Annotated in this window: 13 protein-coding genes; all 13 read right to left on the reverse strand. The window is 64.8% G+C overall.

Annotated elements, in window-relative coordinates; all coding sequences use genetic code 11:
• Positions 1-90: 90 nt before the first annotated feature.
• Complete coding sequence (nuoN, locus tag QMX82_RS16230; protein ID WP_208691645.1) at positions 91-1,542, reverse strand: NADH-quinone oxidoreductase subunit NuoN; 1,452 nt, start codon at positions 1,540-1,542, stop codon at positions 91-93.
• Positions 1,543-1,549: 7 nt separating this feature from the next.
• Positions 1,550-3,082, reverse strand: a complete 1,533-nt coding sequence (nuoM, locus tag QMX82_RS16235) for an NADH-quinone oxidoreductase subunit M (protein WP_273862252.1) — start codon at positions 3,080-3,082, stop codon at positions 1,550-1,552.
• A 27-nt stretch (positions 3,083-3,109) separates the two neighbouring features.
• Positions 3,110-4,957: an NADH-quinone oxidoreductase subunit L gene (nuoL, locus tag QMX82_RS16240; RefSeq protein ID WP_158894180.1), complete on the reverse strand. Its 1,848-nt coding sequence runs from the start codon at positions 4,955-4,957 to the stop codon at positions 3,110-3,112.
• A complete protein-coding gene (nuoK, locus tag QMX82_RS16245; RefSeq protein WP_007158894.1) occupies positions 4,954-5,262 on the reverse strand; it encodes an NADH-quinone oxidoreductase subunit NuoK in 309 nt (102 codons plus the stop codon). Before nuoK ends, nuoL begins: the two co-directional genes overlap by 4 nt.
• A 25-nt stretch (positions 5,263-5,287) precedes the next feature.
• On the reverse strand, positions 5,288-5,800 hold the full coding sequence (nuoJ, locus tag QMX82_RS16250; RefSeq protein ID WP_133861054.1) for an NADH-quinone oxidoreductase subunit J: 513 nt from the start codon (positions 5,798-5,800) through the stop codon (positions 5,288-5,290).
• A 9-nt stretch (positions 5,801-5,809) separates the two neighbouring features.
• A complete protein-coding gene (gene nuoI, locus QMX82_RS16255) occupies positions 5,810-6,358 on the reverse strand; it encodes an NADH-quinone oxidoreductase subunit NuoI (RefSeq protein WP_017642306.1) in 549 nt (182 codons plus the stop codon).
• Between the two features lie 10 nt (positions 6,359-6,368).
• Positions 6,369-7,379, reverse strand: coding sequence for an NADH-quinone oxidoreductase subunit NuoH (gene nuoH / locus QMX82_RS16260; protein WP_187979637.1), 1,011 nt, complete (start codon positions 7,377-7,379; stop codon positions 6,369-6,371).
• Positions 7,376-10,093 (reverse strand): NADH-quinone oxidoreductase subunit NuoG, encoded by a 2,718-nt coding sequence (nuoG, locus tag QMX82_RS16265; protein ID WP_208691643.1) that lies wholly within the window; start codon positions 10,091-10,093, stop codon positions 7,376-7,378. The genes nuoH and nuoG overlap by 4 nt, the downstream gene beginning before the upstream one ends.
• A gap of 140 nt (positions 10,094-10,233) precedes the next feature.
• Positions 10,234-11,583: an NADH-quinone oxidoreductase subunit NuoF gene (gene nuoF / locus QMX82_RS16270; protein WP_133861051.1), complete on the reverse strand. Its 1,350-nt coding sequence runs from the start codon at positions 11,581-11,583 to the stop codon at positions 10,234-10,236.
• The gene (gene nuoE / locus QMX82_RS16275; RefSeq protein ID WP_187979635.1) at positions 11,580-12,080 is read right to left on the reverse strand and encodes an NADH-quinone oxidoreductase subunit NuoE; all 501 of its coding nucleotides are present in this window, start codon (positions 12,078-12,080) and stop codon (positions 11,580-11,582) included. Before nuoE ends, nuoF begins: the two co-directional genes overlap by 4 nt.
• 2 nt (positions 12,081-12,082) lie before the next feature.
• Positions 12,083-13,867 (reverse strand): NADH-quinone oxidoreductase subunit C/D, encoded by a 1,785-nt coding sequence (nuoC, locus tag QMX82_RS16280; RefSeq protein WP_282285451.1) that lies wholly within the window; start codon positions 13,865-13,867, stop codon positions 12,083-12,085.
• Positions 13,868-13,918: 51 nt separating this feature from the next.
• Entirely contained in the window at positions 13,919-14,593 is a 675-nt protein-coding gene (locus QMX82_RS16285; protein ID WP_059315327.1) for a NuoB/complex I 20 kDa subunit family protein, read from the reverse strand.
• 10 nt (positions 14,594-14,603) lie between these two features.
• Positions 14,604-15,017 carry an NADH-quinone oxidoreductase subunit A gene (locus QMX82_RS16290; protein WP_187979633.1) on the reverse strand — a complete coding sequence of 138 codons (414 nt, stop codon included), beginning with the start codon at positions 15,015-15,017 and terminating at the stop codon, positions 14,604-14,606.
• Positions 15,018-15,221 lie beyond the last annotated feature (204 nt).

Raw genomic sequence — 15,221 nt, forward strand, 5'->3', positions numbered from 1 at the left:
CCTGACCTTCGCTCGGCGACTTTACAAACAAGCCGTGACCCCAGAAACGACGATCCCCGCCGAGGCGGGGATCGTGGGCGACGCTCTGGATCAGAACACCGTCAGCTGCGCCAGTTGCAGCAGCGGCTGCGGATAGACGCCAAGGATGAAGGTCGCGATGGAAATGGCGATCAGCATCACGCCACCGGCGCGCTGACCCCAGTTCATCGGCGCATCGTGGCGCTGCAGGCCCTGCTCGGTCAGGTACAGGGTGACCATCACGCGCAGGTAGTAGAACAGGCCGATGGCGCTGCCCAGCACGATGGCCGCGGTCTGCCACCACATGCCCGCTTCCACGCCCACGGTGATGACGTAGAACTTGCCGATGAAACCGGCGGTGAGCGGAATGCCGGCCAGGGACAGCATCATCACCGTCAGCGCCGCGGTCAGGTACGGACGGCGCCAGAACAGGCCGCGGTACTCGAACAGGGCATCGGCGTCACGCTGACCGTTGCTCGGGCTGGACATCAGGGTGATCACGCCGAAAGCGCCCAGGCTGGTGAAGACGTAGGTCACCAGGTAGACCGCCACGGCTTCCATCGACAGGCCTTCGCCCGAGGCCACTGCCACCAGCAGATAGCCGAAGTGGGAGATGGAGGAATAACCCAGCAGACGCTTGAGGTTGCTCTGCATCAGCGCCAGCAGGTTGCCCACCAGCATGGAGGCGATGGCGATGAAGGCGATGGCATCGTGCAGCCAGCCGTCCTCGGTGGCCATGGGCATGGTCTGGAACACCCGCACCAGCACGGCGAAGACGGCAACCTTGCTGGCGGTGGCCAGGAAGGCACCGACCGGAGCCGGGGAGCCTTCGTAGACGTCCGGGGTCCAAAGGTGGAAGGGCACCAGCGACAGCTTGAAGCCAAGGCCGACGATCAGCATGCCGAGGCCGATTTCCATCAGCAGGCCAGTGCTCGCCGGGGCGTCCATCTGCATGCCGATGTCGGCGAAGTTCAGACTGCCGGACTGGGCGTAGAGCAGGGCCATGCCGAACAGCAGGATGGCCGAGCCGGCGGCGGACAGCACCAGGTACTTCATGCCGGCTTCCAGGGAACGGCGATTGAAGTAGCTGTAGGCCACCAGGCCGTAGACAGGTACCGACAGCAGTTCCAGGCCGATGAACAGGCCGGCGACGTTCTGCGCCGCCACCAGCACCAGACCACCGGTGGCAGAGATCAGCAGCAGCAGGTACAGCTCTTCACGGTTGCCCGGATAGCCTTCCATATAGGCATGCGACAGGGTCATGCAGGCCAGGGTGGCGATCAGGATCAGTGCCATGTAGAAGCAGCTGAAGCCGTCGATGCGCAGCAGCGGGGTGACGTCGATGGCACCGACGCCGAGGGCCGGGATGCAGGACAGCAGGGCCAGGTTGAGACCGATCACGCCCAGGGTCGGGATGATGGTGTGATCCCGCCGCCAGGCGATGCCCAGCATCACCACCACGGCGGTGAAGCCGGTGATGATGATCGGCAGGAGGGCGATGAAGTGTTCGTAGGTAAAGGTCATGGCGCTCTTACCGGGCGGAAACGAGAGAGGAGAAGGCTTCGCCGAGCCACTGCTGGACACCGGCCATGCTCGCGGCCGAGGTATCCAGCACCGGCTGCGGATAGACGCCGAGCAGCACCAGCAGCACGCCAAGCAGCAGCAGCATCGACAGCTCCCGTGCGTTCAGACCCGGCAGGGCGCCTTCGGCCTTGGCCGGACCGAAGTAGGCGCGGTGGATCATGATCAGCGAATAGACCGAGGCGAACACCAGGCCGAAGGTGGCGATGACGGTGATCATCGGCACCACCGGGAAGGCGCCCAGCAGGATCAGGAATTCGCCGACGAAGTTGCCGGTACCCGGCAGACCCAGCGAGGCCGAGGCGAAGAACAGACTCAGGGCCGGCAGGTAGGGCAGCCGCGCCCAGAGCCCGCCCATCTGGCGCATGTCACGGGTGTGCATGCGCTCATAGAGCTGGCCGCAGAGGATGAACAGACCGGCGGCGGAGAGGCCGTGGGCGATCATCTGCACCACCACGCCCTGCAGCGCCTGGGGGCTGCCGGAGTAGATGCCGATCAGCACGAAGCCCATGTGCGAGACGCTGGAGTAGGCCACCAGGCGCTTGATGTCGGTCTGGGCGAACGACAGGATGGCGCCGTAGAAGATGCCGATGATGCCCAGCCACATGGCGATCGGCGCGAATTCCGCCGAGGCGTTGGGGAACAGCGGGATGGCGAAGCGCAGCAGGCCGTAGGCGGCGGTCTTGAGCAGGATGCCGGCGAGGTCGACGGAACCGGCGGTCGGCGCCTGGGCGTGGGCATCGGGCAGCCAGGAGTGCAGCGGCACCACCGGCAGCTTCACCGCGAAGGCGATGAAGAAGCCCAGCATCAGCAGGTATTCCAGCTTGGGATCCAGCTGCAGTTGCAGCAGGTCTTCGTAGTCGAAGGTCAGGACGCCGGTGGCACCGTAGTTCACCAGCACCAGGGCAACGATCGCCACCAGCATGATCAGGCCGCTGGCCTGGGTGAAGATGAAGAACTTGGTGGCAGCGGTGATGCGGCTCTTCTTGCCGTCCGCGGAGCTATGGCCCCACAGCGCGATCAGGAAGTACATCGGCACCAGCATCATTTCCCAGAAGAAGAAGAACAGGAACAGGTCCAGGGCCAGGAACACCCCCACCACGCCACCGATGATCCACAGCAGGTTGAGGTGGAAGAAGCCGACGTGGCGCTGTACTTCGCGCCAGGAGCAGGTCACCGCCAGCACACCGAGCAGGCCGGTGAGCAGAATCATCAGCAGCGACAGGCCATCGAGACCGAAGTGCAGGCTGATGCCGAAGCGCGGAATCCAGTTCATCTGGAATTCCGCGGTCCAGGCGGTTTCGGCGCCAGGGGCCGGAGCCAGGCTGTAGTCGCCGTGGGCCCACAGCCAGAGGCCGAGCACCAGCTCCAGCAGCATGGTGAACAGGGCGATCCAGCGGGGCACCAGCGGGCCGGTCTTTTCCGTGAGGAAACAGAGCAGGCCGCCGATGAAGGGGATCAGGATTAGCCAGGGCAGAAGCATGACGTGTACTTATCCTTAGTCAGGGGGTCAGGCCAGCAGCAGCGCGCCGAGCAACAGCACGGCGCCTCCCACGATGGAAGCCGCGTACCAGCGCAGACGGCCGTTCTCGGTGATGCTCAGTGCCAGGTTGCCGCCGCGCGCCAGCATCGGGATCAGGCCGATGGCCTGGTCGAAGGGATCGCGACGCAGCAGGCGGGTCAGCAGCAGGTACGGCTTGACGAAGATCAGGTCGTACAGCCAGTCGAAGCCCCAGGCGTGGTACCACCAGGTCCCGAAGAAGCGACCCGGCGCACTCTTGGCCAGGCCGTTCACGAAGGAACGCTTGCCAAGGAAGAGCAGGGCGGCCAGCAGGATACCGGCGATGGCGATGGCCCCGGAGGTGATCTCCAGGGAGTGCTTGGCTTCGCCACCGGCGTGGCCGATGGATTCCGGCAGCACCCCGGCCAGCGGCGGCACGATCATCGCGCCGACAAAGGTCGAGAGCACCAGCAGTACCGCCAGCGGCAGGTTGTGGGCGATGCCGTGGCCGGCATGGGCCTCGGTGTGCGCCTCGCCATGGAAGGTGATGAAGATCAGGCGGAAGGTGTAGATCGAGGTCAGGAAGGCACCGGCCAGGCCTGCGTAGAGCAGGTAGGTATGACCGCTGGCCATGGCTTCCCAGAGGATCTCGTCCTTGGAGTAGAAGCCGGCGGTCACCAGCGGCAGCGCCGCCAGGGCCGAACCACCCACCACGAAGCTGGCGTAGGCCAGGGGGATCTTCTTCCACAGGCCGCCCATCTTGAAGATGTTCTGCTCGTGGTGGCAGGCCAGGATCACCGAACCCGAGGCGAGGAACAGCAGCGCCTTGAAGAAGGCATGGATCATCAGGTGGAAGATCGCGGGCTGCCAAGCGCCGACACCCAGGGCCAGGAACATGTAGCCGATCTGGCTCATGGTCGAATAGGCCAGGATGCGCTTGATGTCGGTCTGCACCAGGGCGGCGAAACCGGCCAGCACCAGGGTCACGGCACCGATGATGCCGACCAGATGCAGGATTTCCGGCGCCAGCAGGAACAGGCCGTGGGTCCGGGCGATCAGGTAAACGCCCGCGGTCACCATGGTCGCCGCGTGGATCAGTGCGGAGACCGGGGTGGGGCCGGCCATGGCGTCCGCCAGCCAGGTCTGCAGCGGCAGCTGGGCCGATTTGCCGACCGCGCCGCCGAGCAGCGCCAGGGTGGCCAGCACGATCAGCGGATCACCACTGGCGAAGACGTCCGGCGCCTTCTGCAGCAGCTCCTGGATGTCCAGGGTGCCCAGGGTCATGAACAGGATGAACAGACCGAAGGCCATGAAGACGTCGCCGACGCGGGTGACGATGAACGCCTTCAGCGCCGCGTTGCCGTTGGCGCGCTCGCTGTAGTAGAAGCCGATCAGCAGGTAGCTGCACAGGCCCACGCCTTCCCAACCGAAGTACAGCAGCAGCAGGTTGTCGCCGAGAACCAGCAGCAACATGCTGAAGATGAACAGGTTGGTGTAGGCGAAGAAGCGCGAATAGCCCTCTTCACCGCGCATGTACCAGGACGCGAACAGGTGGATCAGGAAGCCGACGCCGGTGACCACGCCGAGCATGGTCAGCGACAGGCCATCCAGGTAGAGAGCCATGTTGGGCGCGAAGCCCTCCACGTTCATCCACTGCCAGAGGACGAGGGTCAGGTGACCGTCGGCGGGTGGTGCGACGTGGAAGTTCCAGCCGACCCAGGCGGCGACCAGCGCCGCCAGGCCCACCGAACCCACGCCGATCAGCGCGGAGAGATTCTCCGACAGCCGACCGCGGGAAAAGGCCAGCAGGAAATAGCCGACCAGGGGAAAGGCGAAGGTGAGGGGTAGCAGGTTCATCCGTGCATCTCGCTGGCGGCATCGACGTCGAGGGTGTGGAAGCGGCGATAGAGCTGCAGCAGGATCGCCAGGCCGATACTGGCCTCGGCGGCGGCCAGGCTCAGCACCAGGATGAACATCACCTGGCCGTCGGGGGCGCCCCAACGGCTACCCGCGACCACGAAGGCCAGGGCGGCGGCGTTCATCATGATTTCCAGACTCATGAGCACGAAGAGGATGTTGCGGCGGACCATCAGGCCCACCAGGCCAAGGGCGAACAGGGCGCCGGCGAGGGCCAGGCCGTGTTCCAGAGGTATGGCGTTCATTGGCTGTTCTCCAGTCCTTGGCGACTCACTCGCCGATCCCGTCTTTGACGTCGCTGCGACCCAGGTGATAGGCCGCGACCAGGGCACCCAGCAGCAGCATGGAGGCCAGTTCGACGGCCAGCAGATAGGGTCCGAAGAGGCTGATGCCCACGGCCTTGGCTTCCACCGAGGTATGACCGATGGCAGCGCCGCCCGGGGTACGCGCGAGCACCACCAGCAGTTCCACCAGCAGCGCACCGGCGAGGATCGACGGAGCTATCCAGATCTTGGGGGTCAGCCACTTGCGTTCCTGCTCGGCGACGACCGGCCCGAGGTTGAGCATCATCACCACGAAGACGAACAGCACCATGATGGCGCCGGCGTAGACGATGATCTCCAGGGCGCCGGCGAAGGGCGCGCCCAGGGCGAAGAACACCATGGACACGGCCAGCAGCGAGATGATCAGGTACAGCAGCGCATGCACCGGATTGGTGTTGGTGATCACCCGGAAGGTGGCCAGGACGGCCACCCCGGCGGAGAAATAGAAGGCGAATTCCACGACAGCTCCTTAGGGCAGCAGACTCTTCACGTTGATCGGCTCTGCCTCGCTCTGCGCGGCACCCTTGGGCTTGCCCGCGATGGCCATGCCGGCCACGCGGTAGAAGTTGTATTCCGGATACTTGCCCGGACCCGAGATCAGCAGGTCCTGCTTCTCGTACACCAGCTCCTGGCGCTTGAATTCGGACATCTCGAAATCCGGGGTCAGCTGGATGGCGGTGGTGGGGCAGGCCTCCTCGCACATGCCGCAGAAGATGCAGCGCGAGAAGTTGATGCGGAAGAACTCCGGGTACCAGCGACCGTCTTCGGCTTCGGTCTTCTGCAGCGAGATGCAGCCGACCGGGCAGGCCACGGCGCACAGGTTGCACGCCACGCAGCGCTCCTGACCGTCGGGGTCACGGGTGAGCACGATGCGGCCGCGATAACGCGGCGGCAGGTACACCGGCTCCTCGGGATATTGCAGGGTGTCGCGCTTGCGGAAGGCGTGGCCGAAGACCATCACGATGCTACGCAACTGGGTGTAGGTGCCATGCAGGACGTGCAAGATTTCCTTGATCATGACGAATACCTCACTGGCCGATGGCCGGCGAGGCGCTATAGAGCACCACCGCGCCGGTCACCAGCAGGTTGATCAGGGTCAGGGGCAGGCAGAACTTCCAGCTGAAGGCCATTACCTGGTCGTAGCGCGGACGCGGAATGGACGCGCGCAGCAGGATGAAGATCATGATGAAGAAGGCGGTCTTCAGGGCGAACCAGAAAAACGACAGCCAGGGCAGGGTGTCCAGGAAGGGACCGTGCCAGCCGCCGAAGAACAGGGTCACCAGCAGCGCCGAGATCAGCACGATGCCGATGTACTCGCCGACGAAGAACATGCCCCACTTCATGCCCGCGTATTCGATGTGGTAACCGTCGGCGAGCTCCTGCTCGGCTTCCGGCTGATCGAACGGGTGACGGTGGGTGACGGCGATGCCGGCGATGAAGAAGGTGCAGAAGCCGAAGAACTGGGGAATGATGAACCACCAGCCCTGGTGCTGCGCCTCGACGATATCCCTCATGTTGAAGGAACCGGTCACCGCGACGATGCCCATCACCGACAGACCCATGAACACCTCGTAGGAGAGGGTCTGGGCCGAGGCGCGCATGGCGCCCAGCAGCGAGAACTTGTTGTTGCTCGCCCAGCCGGCGAAGAGCACGGCATAGACGTTGACGCCGGCCATGGCGAAGAAGAACAGCAGGCCGACGTTCAGGTCCGCCACGCCCCAGGTGGGGGTGATCGGGATGACCGAGAAGGCCACCAGCAGCGAGCCCATGGCGATCACCGGCGCCAGGCTGAAGATCATCTTGTCGGCGAACGGCGGCGTCCAGTCCTCCTTGAAGAACATCTTCAGCATGTCGGCGCCAAGCTGGAAGGCGCCGAAGGGACCGACCCGGTTGGGACCGTGACGGTCCTGCCAGAGACCCAGCAGACGCCGTTCGACGAAGCTCAGCAGCGCCCCGCAGATGACTACCGCCAGGAGGATGACGATGGCCTTGAGGATGCCGATCACCACGGCGATGAGGGTGGGGGTGAGCCAGGTCATGCCGCGGCCTCCTGCAGTCCTTCCACGCTGAGGCCGGCGAAGTCCACCGGAATCCCTTCAAAGCCGGCGGGCAGGCCGACCAGGCCCGCCGACAGCTCGGGCTTGATCTGCAGCGGCAGGCGCAGTTCCTGTCCGGCAACCTGCAGGCGCAGCAGGGCGCCTTCATTGACGCCCAGGCGGTCGGCATCGGCCTTGGCCAGCGCCACATAGGCGGCCGGGATGCGCTCGCGTACCGGCTCGGCGCGGGAAGAGGTCTCTTCGCTGCCGAACAGGTGGTACAGCGGCACGGCCTGGAAGCCGGACCCGGTACCGCGCACGACGGCGGTCGGGACGGCGAACCAGTCCAGGCGATCGCCCTGGGGCTCGATCAGGCGTACGCCCGGATCACCGGCGCGCAGGTGACCACCGACCTCGTCCTGGAACTTGTTCCAGGCCTGGGGCGAGTTCCAGCCCGGGGACCAGGCGAAGGGAATCTGCTGACGCGGTTCGACGCTGCCGGCATAGCCTTCCATGGAGAAGGCGAAGGCAGTGTCGGCATCCTGGGGCGCACGCGGCTCGTGCACGCTGAGGTTGGCGCGCATGGAGGTGCGGCCGCTGTAGCGATGCGGTTCGCGGGCGAGCTTGAGACCCTTCACCCGGAAGCTGGCGTTGGGCGCGGCATCGCGGATGCCGTCCAGCTGCGGCGTGGAAGAGGCCACGGCGTCGGTGACGTGGTCCAGCTGGGTCCAGTCCACCGGACGGTTGTCCAGGGTGTTGCGCAAGGCGTGCAGCCAGCGCCAGCCCTCGCGGACCAGGCTGGAGGGATCGTAGTAGTTCGGCTCATAGACCTGGAAGAAGCGCTGGGCGCGACCTTCCTGGCTGACCAGGGTACCGTCGCCTTCGGCGAAGCTGGCCGCCGGCAGCACCAGGTCGGCGCGCTGGGCGGTGGCGGTACGCTGGTGATCCAGCACCACCAGCACCTGGGCGCGGGCCAGGGCCTGATCCACCTGCTGGGCAGGGGCGCGACGATAGAGGTCGTTCTCCAGCACCACCAGGGCGTCGGCCTGGCCATTTTCCAGGGCGGCGAAGGCGTCTTCGACGGACTCGCCGCCGTACAGCGCCAGGCCCAGGCTGTTGGCTTCAGGCACCACCAGGCTCAGAGAGCCGGCCTTGCCCTTGGCGGCCAGGGCCTTGGCCAGGTTGGCGGCGGCCTCGATCAGCGCCGGCTCACCCAGGGAGGTACCGGACACCACCAGCGGGCGTTCGGCCGCCAGCAGGGTTTCGGCCAGCAGGCGCGCCTGCTCGGCGACTTCGTCGCTCAGGCCGTCGACGGCCGGGGCGCTGGCGTCGATGGCATGGGCCACGGCATGGCCGAAGCGGGCCAGTTCCAGCGGCGAACCATGCAGGCGGGCGTCGGCGACGTCGTCCAGGCGGGTGGCGGCGACGCTGGCGATGAACAGCGGATTGCGCTCGCTCTGGCCGATGTTCTGCACGGCGGCGTTCAGCCAGGGCTGGATCTTCTGCGCCGCGGCCATGGCCTCGGGCTTGCCCTTGACCGACTGCCGCAGGGACAGCGCCAGGCGGGCCGCGGTTTGGGTCAGATCCTCGCCGAGGACGAAGACGGCATCGTGCTTCTCCATGGCGCGCAGGGTCGGCACGGGCAGGGGGCTGTCCTTGAGCACCTGCAGGACCAGGTGGACGTTGGCCAGCTCACGGGCGCTCATGCCGCTGGAGAAGTTCTCGGCGCCGACCAGCTCACGCAGGGCGTGGTTGCTTTCCAGGCTGGCACGCGGCGAACCGATGCCGATCACCTTCTTGCCGCGCAGCAGCAGGGCGGCGCGATCCAGGGCGGCGTCGATGCCGGTCTCCAGGCTGCCGTCCTTCAGCAGGGCCTGGCGCGGGCGATCCTTGCGATTGACATAGCCATAGCCGAAGCGGCCACGGTCGCAGAGGAAGTACTGGTTGACCGAGCCGTTGAAGCGGTTTTCGATGCGGCGCAGTTCGCCATAGCGCTCGCCGGGGCTGATGTTGCAGCCCGAGGAGCAGCCATGGCAGATGCTCGGGGCGAACTGCATGTCCCACTTGCGGTTGTAGCGTTCGGAGTGGGTCTTGTCGGTGAACACCCCGGTGGGGCAGACCTCGGTCAGGTTGCCGGAGAATTCGCTCTCCAGGGCCCCATCCTCGACGCGGCCGAAATAGACGTTGTCGTGGGCGCCATAGACGCCCAGGTCGGTACCGCCGGCATAGTCCTTGTAGTAGCGCACGCAGCGATAGCAGGCGATGCAGCGGTTCATCTCGTGAGCGACGAACGGGCCAAGGTCCTGATTCTGGTGGGTACGCTTGGTGAAGCGATAACGGCGCTTGTTGTGGCCGGTCATCACCGTCATGTCCTGCAGGTGGCAGTGGCCGCCTTCTTCGCAGACCGGACAGTCGTGGGGATGGTTGGTCATCAGCCATTCGATGACCGAGCTGCGGAATTCCTTGGCTTCGGCGTCTTCGATGGAGATGTAGGTCTTGTCGCTGGACGGGGTCATGCAGGACATGACCAGGCGCCCGCGGGTGTCATTCTCGTCGGCGAACTGCTTGACCGCGCACTGGCGGCAGGCACCGACGCTGCCCAGCGCCGGGTGCCAGCAGAAATAGGGGATGTCGAGCCCCAGGGACAGGCAGGCTTCGAGGAGGTTGTCCGCCCCGTCGACCTCGTACGTCTTGCCGTCTACATGGATAGTGGCCATAGGGTTTTCTTCTCACCCGCGCAAGGCGGGTCTGGCTAATGGGAAAACGTTCGCGCCGCCCTGGCGGTCGCCAGTGGCAGCGCCGGCCAGGTCAGGCCCGGCCAGAAAGCGATAGGTTCGGCCCCCGAGGGGGCCAAACCTCAGGTCACGGTCGCGGAAGCAGTCGGACGAGGTTCGCTGGGCGCCTTGCGCACACCGGCCTCGAACTCTTCGCGGAAATACTTGATGGCACTACCCAGGGGCTCGACAGCGCCCGGTGCATGGGCACAGAAGGTCTTGCCCGGGCCGAGGAAGTTGACCAGCTGCAGCAGGGTATCGAGATCGCCCTGCTGGCCTTCACCCTTCTCCAGGCTGCGCAGGAGCTTGACGCTCCAGGGCAGGCCGTCGCGGCAGGGGGTGCACCAGCCGCAGGATTCCCGGGCGAAGAACTCTTCCATGTTGCGCAGCAGCGAGACCATGTTGACGCTGTCGTCCACGGCCAGGGCCAGGCCGGTGCCCATGCGGGTGCCGACCTTGCCGATGCCGCCGGCGTACATCTGCGCCGAGAGGTGCTCGGGTAGCAGGAAGCCGGTACCGGCGCCACCGGGCTGCCAGCATTTCAGCGTGAAGCCGTCGCGCATGCCGCCGGCATAGTCTTCGAACAGCTCCTGGGCGGTGATGCCGAAGGGCAGTTCCCAGACGCCGGGATTCTTCACCTTGCCGGAGAAGCCCATGAGCTTGGTGCCCATGTCTTCGCTGCCTTCGCGGGCCAGGCTCTTGTACCAGTCCACGCCACCCGCGACGATGCCCGGCACGTTGCACAGGGTCTCGACGTTGTTGACGCAGGTGGGCTTGCCCCAGACGCCGACGGCGGCGGGGAAGGGCGGCTTGGAGCGCGGGTTGGCACGACGGCCTTCCAGGGAGTTGATCAGCGCGGTCTCCTCGCCACAGATGTAGCGACCGGCGCCGGTGTGGACGAACAGCTCGAAATCGAAGCCGCTGCCGAGGATGTTCTTGCCCAGCAGGCCGGCGGCCTTGGCTTCTTCCACGGCGCGCCGCAGGTTGGCGGCGGCGTCGACGTATTCGCCGCGCAGGAAGATGTAGCCACGGTAGGCCTTGAGCGCCCGGGCGCTGATCAGCATGCCTTCCACCAGCAGGTGCGGCAGCTGCTCCATGAGCAGGCGGTCCTTCCAGGTGTTGGGCTCCATCTCGTCCGCGTTGCACAGCAGGTAGCGGATATCGAGGGATTCGTCCTTGGGCATCAGGCCCCACTTCACGCCGGTGGGGAAACCCGCACCGCCACGGCCCTTGAGGCCGGAGTCCTTGACTTCCTGGACGATGGCGTCGGGTGCCAGCGCGGTCAGCGCCTTGCGCGCCGCGGCGTAGCCGTCCTTCGCCTGGTATTCCTCCAGCCATACCGGAGCGCCGTCTTCACGCAGGCGCCAGGTCAGGGGATGGGTCTCGGGGGTACGGGCGATGCTATTGGCAGGCCCGAAGGAGGTCAGTCTCATGCGTATCCCTCCAGCAGTTTGGCCACGCCCGCAGGTTGGACATCGCCATGGGTGTCGTCGTCGATCATCAGCGCCGGGGCCTTATCGCAATTGCCCAGGCAGCAGACCGGCAGCAGCGTGAAGCGGCTGTCGGTGGTGGTCTGGCCCAGGCCGATGCCCAGCTGCCGCTGGATCTCGCCGACCACGGATTCGTGGCCGCCGATGTAGCAGGTCATGCTGTCGCACACGCGGATGATGTGGCGGCCGACCGGCACGCGGAAGATCTGGCTATAGAAGGTCGCCACGCCCTCGACGTCGCTGGCGGGAATGCCCAGCACTTCGCCGATGGCATAGATGGCGCCATCCGGCACCCAGCCACGTTCCTTCTGGACGATCTTGAGGGCTTCGATGGACGCCGCGCGCGGGTCCTCGTAGTGATGCATCTCGTGCTCGATGGCCGAGCGCTCGGTTTCGCTCAGGACGAAACGGTCGGTTTGGATCAGGGTTTCGGTGCTCATGCTCAGCGGTCCACGTCGGCCATGACGAAGTCGATACTGCCCAGATAGGCAATCAGGTCGGACACCATGCTGCCGCGGATGACGGCCGGGATCTGCTGCAGGTGCGGGAAGCTCGGCGTCCGGATGCGGGTGCGGTAGCTCATGGTGCTGCCATCGCTCGTCAGGTAGTAGCTGTTGGCGCCCTTGGTTGCCTCGATCATCTGGAAGGCTTCGCCAGCCGGCATCACCGGACCCCAGGACACTTGCAGGAAGTGGGTGATCAGGGTCTCGATGTGCTGCAGGGTGCGCTCCTTGGGCGGCGGCGTGGTCAGCGGGTGATCCGCCTTGTACGGGCCTTCGGGCATGTGCTGCAGGCACTGCTCGATGATGCGCAGGCTCTGGCGCATCTCCTCGACGCGCAGCATGCCGCGGTCGTAGCAGTCGCCGTTGTGGGCGATGGGCACTTCGAATTCGAAGTTCTCGTAGCCGGAGTAGGGACGGGCCTTGCGCAGGTCGAAATCGAGACCGGTGGCGCGCAGGTTGGGGCCGGTGACACCCCACTCCAGGGCTTCCTTGGTGTTGTAGACGGCGACGTTCTTGGTCCGGCCGATGAGGATGCTGTTCTTCATCGCGGCCTTTTCGTACTCGTCCAGGCGCTTGGGCATCCAGTCGAGGAATTCGCGGACCAGCTTGTCCCAGCCACGCGGCAGGTCGTGGGCAACGCCACCGATACGGAACCAGGCCGGGTGCATGCGGAAGCCGGTGATGGCCTCGATCACCTTGTAGGCACGCTGACGGTCGGTGAAGGTAAAGAACACCGGGGTCATGGCGCCGACGTCCTGGATATAGGTGCCCAGGTACAGCAGGTGGCTGTTGATGCGGAAGAACTCGGCCATCATCACGCGGATGAATTCGACCCGCGACGGCACCTTGATGCCGGCGAGCTTTTCCACCGAAAGGACGTAGGGCAGGTTGTTCATCACCCCACCCAGATAATCGATCCGGTCGGTGTAGGGGATGTAGCTGTGCCAGGACTGGCGCTCGGCCATCTTCTCGGCGCCCCGATGGTGGTAACCGATCTCCGGCACGCAGTCGACGATCTCTTCGCCGTCCAGCTGCAGGATGATGCGGAAGGCACCGTGGGCCGAAGGGTGGTTCGGACCCAGGTTGAGGAACATGTAGTCGGAATTCTCCGCGTGTTCCTTCATGCCCCACTCTTCGGGCTTGAATCTCAGGGTCTCCTGTTCGAGGTCCTGCTTGGCGGCGTTCAGCGCATAGGGATCGAATTCGGTGGCCCGCGCCGGATAGTCCTTGCGTAGCGGGTGACCCTGCCAGTTGTCGGCCATCAGCATGCGCTTGGGCAGCGGGTGGCCATCGAAATGTATGCCGTACATGTCCAGCACTTCCCGCTCGTACCAGTTGGCATTGGGGTAGATGCCGGTGGCGGTGGGCAGGCGCAGGTCGTTGGCGGACAGGGCCACCTTGAGCATCACATCGCTGTTACGGTCGATGGACAGCAGGTGGTAGAACACCGTGAAGTCCGCATTGGGGAGGCCGCGGCGATGGGTCCGCAGGCGCTCGTCCACACCATGCAGGTCATAGAGCATGACGTAGGGGCGGGGCAGGTTGCGCAGGAAGCGCAGTACCTCGATGATTTTTTCGCGCGCCACCCAGATCACCGGCATGCCGGTACGGGTGTCTTGCAGGGTCAGGGCGTCGGCGCCGAATTGGCCCTGGAGTTCGCCAACCACCGACGCATTGCCGGCAGGGGCGAGCGCAGAGGCGGACAGAGCGGTGTCTGCGGTCATGATGTTCCGTCGCTAATCGATCGTCGTCAGCGTGCAGGTCCCGGAGGGGACTTACACTTCGTCTGGGCTGCGCAGGTTGGTGACCTGGATGCGGCGCTCGCGGTTCTGCTCGCGCTGCGAAGGCATCTCGGCGCGATAGATACCCTGGTCGCCCACCACCCAGGAAAGGGGGCGGCGCTCTTCACCGATGGAGTCCTGCAGGAGCATCAGGCCCTGGAGGAAGGCTTCGGGGCGAGGCGGGCAGCCGGGCACATAGACGTCGACGGGCAGGAACTTGTCCACGCCCTGAACGACCGAGTAGATGTCGTACATACCGCCGGAGTTGGCGCAGGCGCCCATGGAAATCACCCACTTGGGTTCCAGCATCTGCTCGTACAGGCGCTGGATGACCGGGGCCATCTTCATGAAGGGAGTGCCGGCGATGACCATGAAGTCGGCCTGACGCGGCGAGGCCCGGATGACTTCGGCGCCGAAGCGGGCGATGTCGTGGGGCGCCGTGAAGGCGGTGGTCATCTCCACGTAGCAGCAGGACAGGCCGAAGTTGTAGGGCCAGAGGGAATTCTTGCGCCCCCAATTGACCGCGCCCCGCAGGACATCCTCAAGTTTGCCCATGAAGATGCTGCGGTTGACCTGACTTTCCATAGGGTCGGCAACGGTTTCCCGTTGGCCGGCCGGATAGCGGTCTACTGCCGCATCGGGATCGATCCGGGTGAGATTGTATTGCATTGCCAAAGCCTCATTGTTTCGACTTCGCCTGCCGCTCGCGACGGCTCGCAGGCGCCCAATCGAGCGCTCCGATTCGCCACAGGTAGACAAGACCCGCCAACAGAATTGCTATGAAAATGGAGGCTTCCACGAAGCCGGCCCATCCCGATTCACGGATGGACACCGACCAGGCGAAGAGAAAGAGGGCTTCGACGTCGAAGATCACGAAGAGCATCGCGACCAGGTAGAACTTGGCAGAGAGACGGAGACGGGCACCCCCGGTGGGGACGATGCCGGACTCGAAGGGATCGTTCTTGCTGCGGCCCACGGCTTTGCTGCCGAGCAGGCTCGAGACTCCGAGCATGAAGCCGATCAGACCAACCACGCCCAGGAGAAATACCGCGAAGCTCCAGTTGTGGGTGAGTAGGCTGATCGACTCAGACATGCTTTGAATCCTTAATTATTGGGTATCAGGCGCTATCAGTGCGACACGGTGTCGCAAGACAGACGGATTTTATGCTCTATCGATTCATTCTGTAAATTTATTGGTCCAAAAAGATTCTATTGGACTGCTTTGAATCAAACTAAACAGAACTTCAAGTTTATCTGAGAATGAATATAAGAATTATTCTCAATTAATTCGCTGGAT

The sequence above is a fragment of the Pseudomonas sp. PS02302 genome (genome assembly GCF_029959585.1).
GTDB classification, from domain to species: domain Bacteria; phylum Pseudomonadota; class Gammaproteobacteria; order Pseudomonadales; family Pseudomonadaceae; genus Chryseomonas; species Chryseomonas aestiva.

Excerpts from the sequence above, each read along its gene's own strand:
- nuoN (WP_208691645.1), bottom strand. The coding sequence starts at position 1,542 with ATGACCTTTACCTACGAACACTTCATCGCCCTCCTGCCGATCATCATC.
- nuoM (WP_273862252.1), bottom strand. The coding sequence starts at position 3,082 with ATGCTTCTGCCCTGGCTAATCCTGATCCCCTTCATCGGCGGCCTGCTC.
- nuoL (WP_158894180.1), bottom strand. The coding sequence starts at position 4,957 with ATGAACCTGCTACCCCTCACCTTCGCCTTTCCCCTGGTCGGCTATTTC.
- nuoK (WP_007158894.1), bottom strand. The coding sequence starts at position 5,262 with ATGAACGCCATACCTCTGGAACACGGCCTGGCCCTCGCCGGCGCCCTG.
- nuoI (WP_017642306.1), bottom strand. The coding sequence starts at position 6,358 with ATGATCAAGGAAATCTTGCACGTCCTGCATGGCACCTACACCCAGTTG.
- nuoH (WP_187979637.1), bottom strand. The coding sequence starts at position 7,379 with ATGACCTGGCTCACCCCCACCCTCATCGCCGTGGTGATCGGCATCCTC.
- nuoG (WP_208691643.1), bottom strand. The coding sequence starts at position 10,093 with ATGGCCACTATCCATGTAGACGGCAAGACGTACGAGGTCGACGGGGCG.
- nuoF (WP_133861051.1), bottom strand. The coding sequence starts at position 11,583 with ATGAGACTGACCTCCTTCGGGCCTGCCAATAGCATCGCCCGTACCCCC.
- nuoE (WP_187979635.1), bottom strand. The coding sequence starts at position 12,080 with ATGAGCACCGAAACCCTGATCCAAACCGACCGTTTCGTCCTGAGCGAA.
- nuoC (WP_282285451.1), bottom strand. The coding sequence starts at position 13,867 with ATGACCGCAGACACCGCTCTGTCCGCCTCTGCGCTCGCCCCTGCCGGC.
- QMX82_RS16285 (WP_059315327.1), bottom strand. The coding sequence starts at position 14,593 with ATGCAATACAATCTCACCCGGATCGATCCCGATGCGGCAGTAGACCGC.
- QMX82_RS16290 (WP_187979633.1), bottom strand. The coding sequence starts at position 15,017 with ATGTCTGAGTCGATCAGCCTACTCACCCACAACTGGAGCTTCGCGGTA.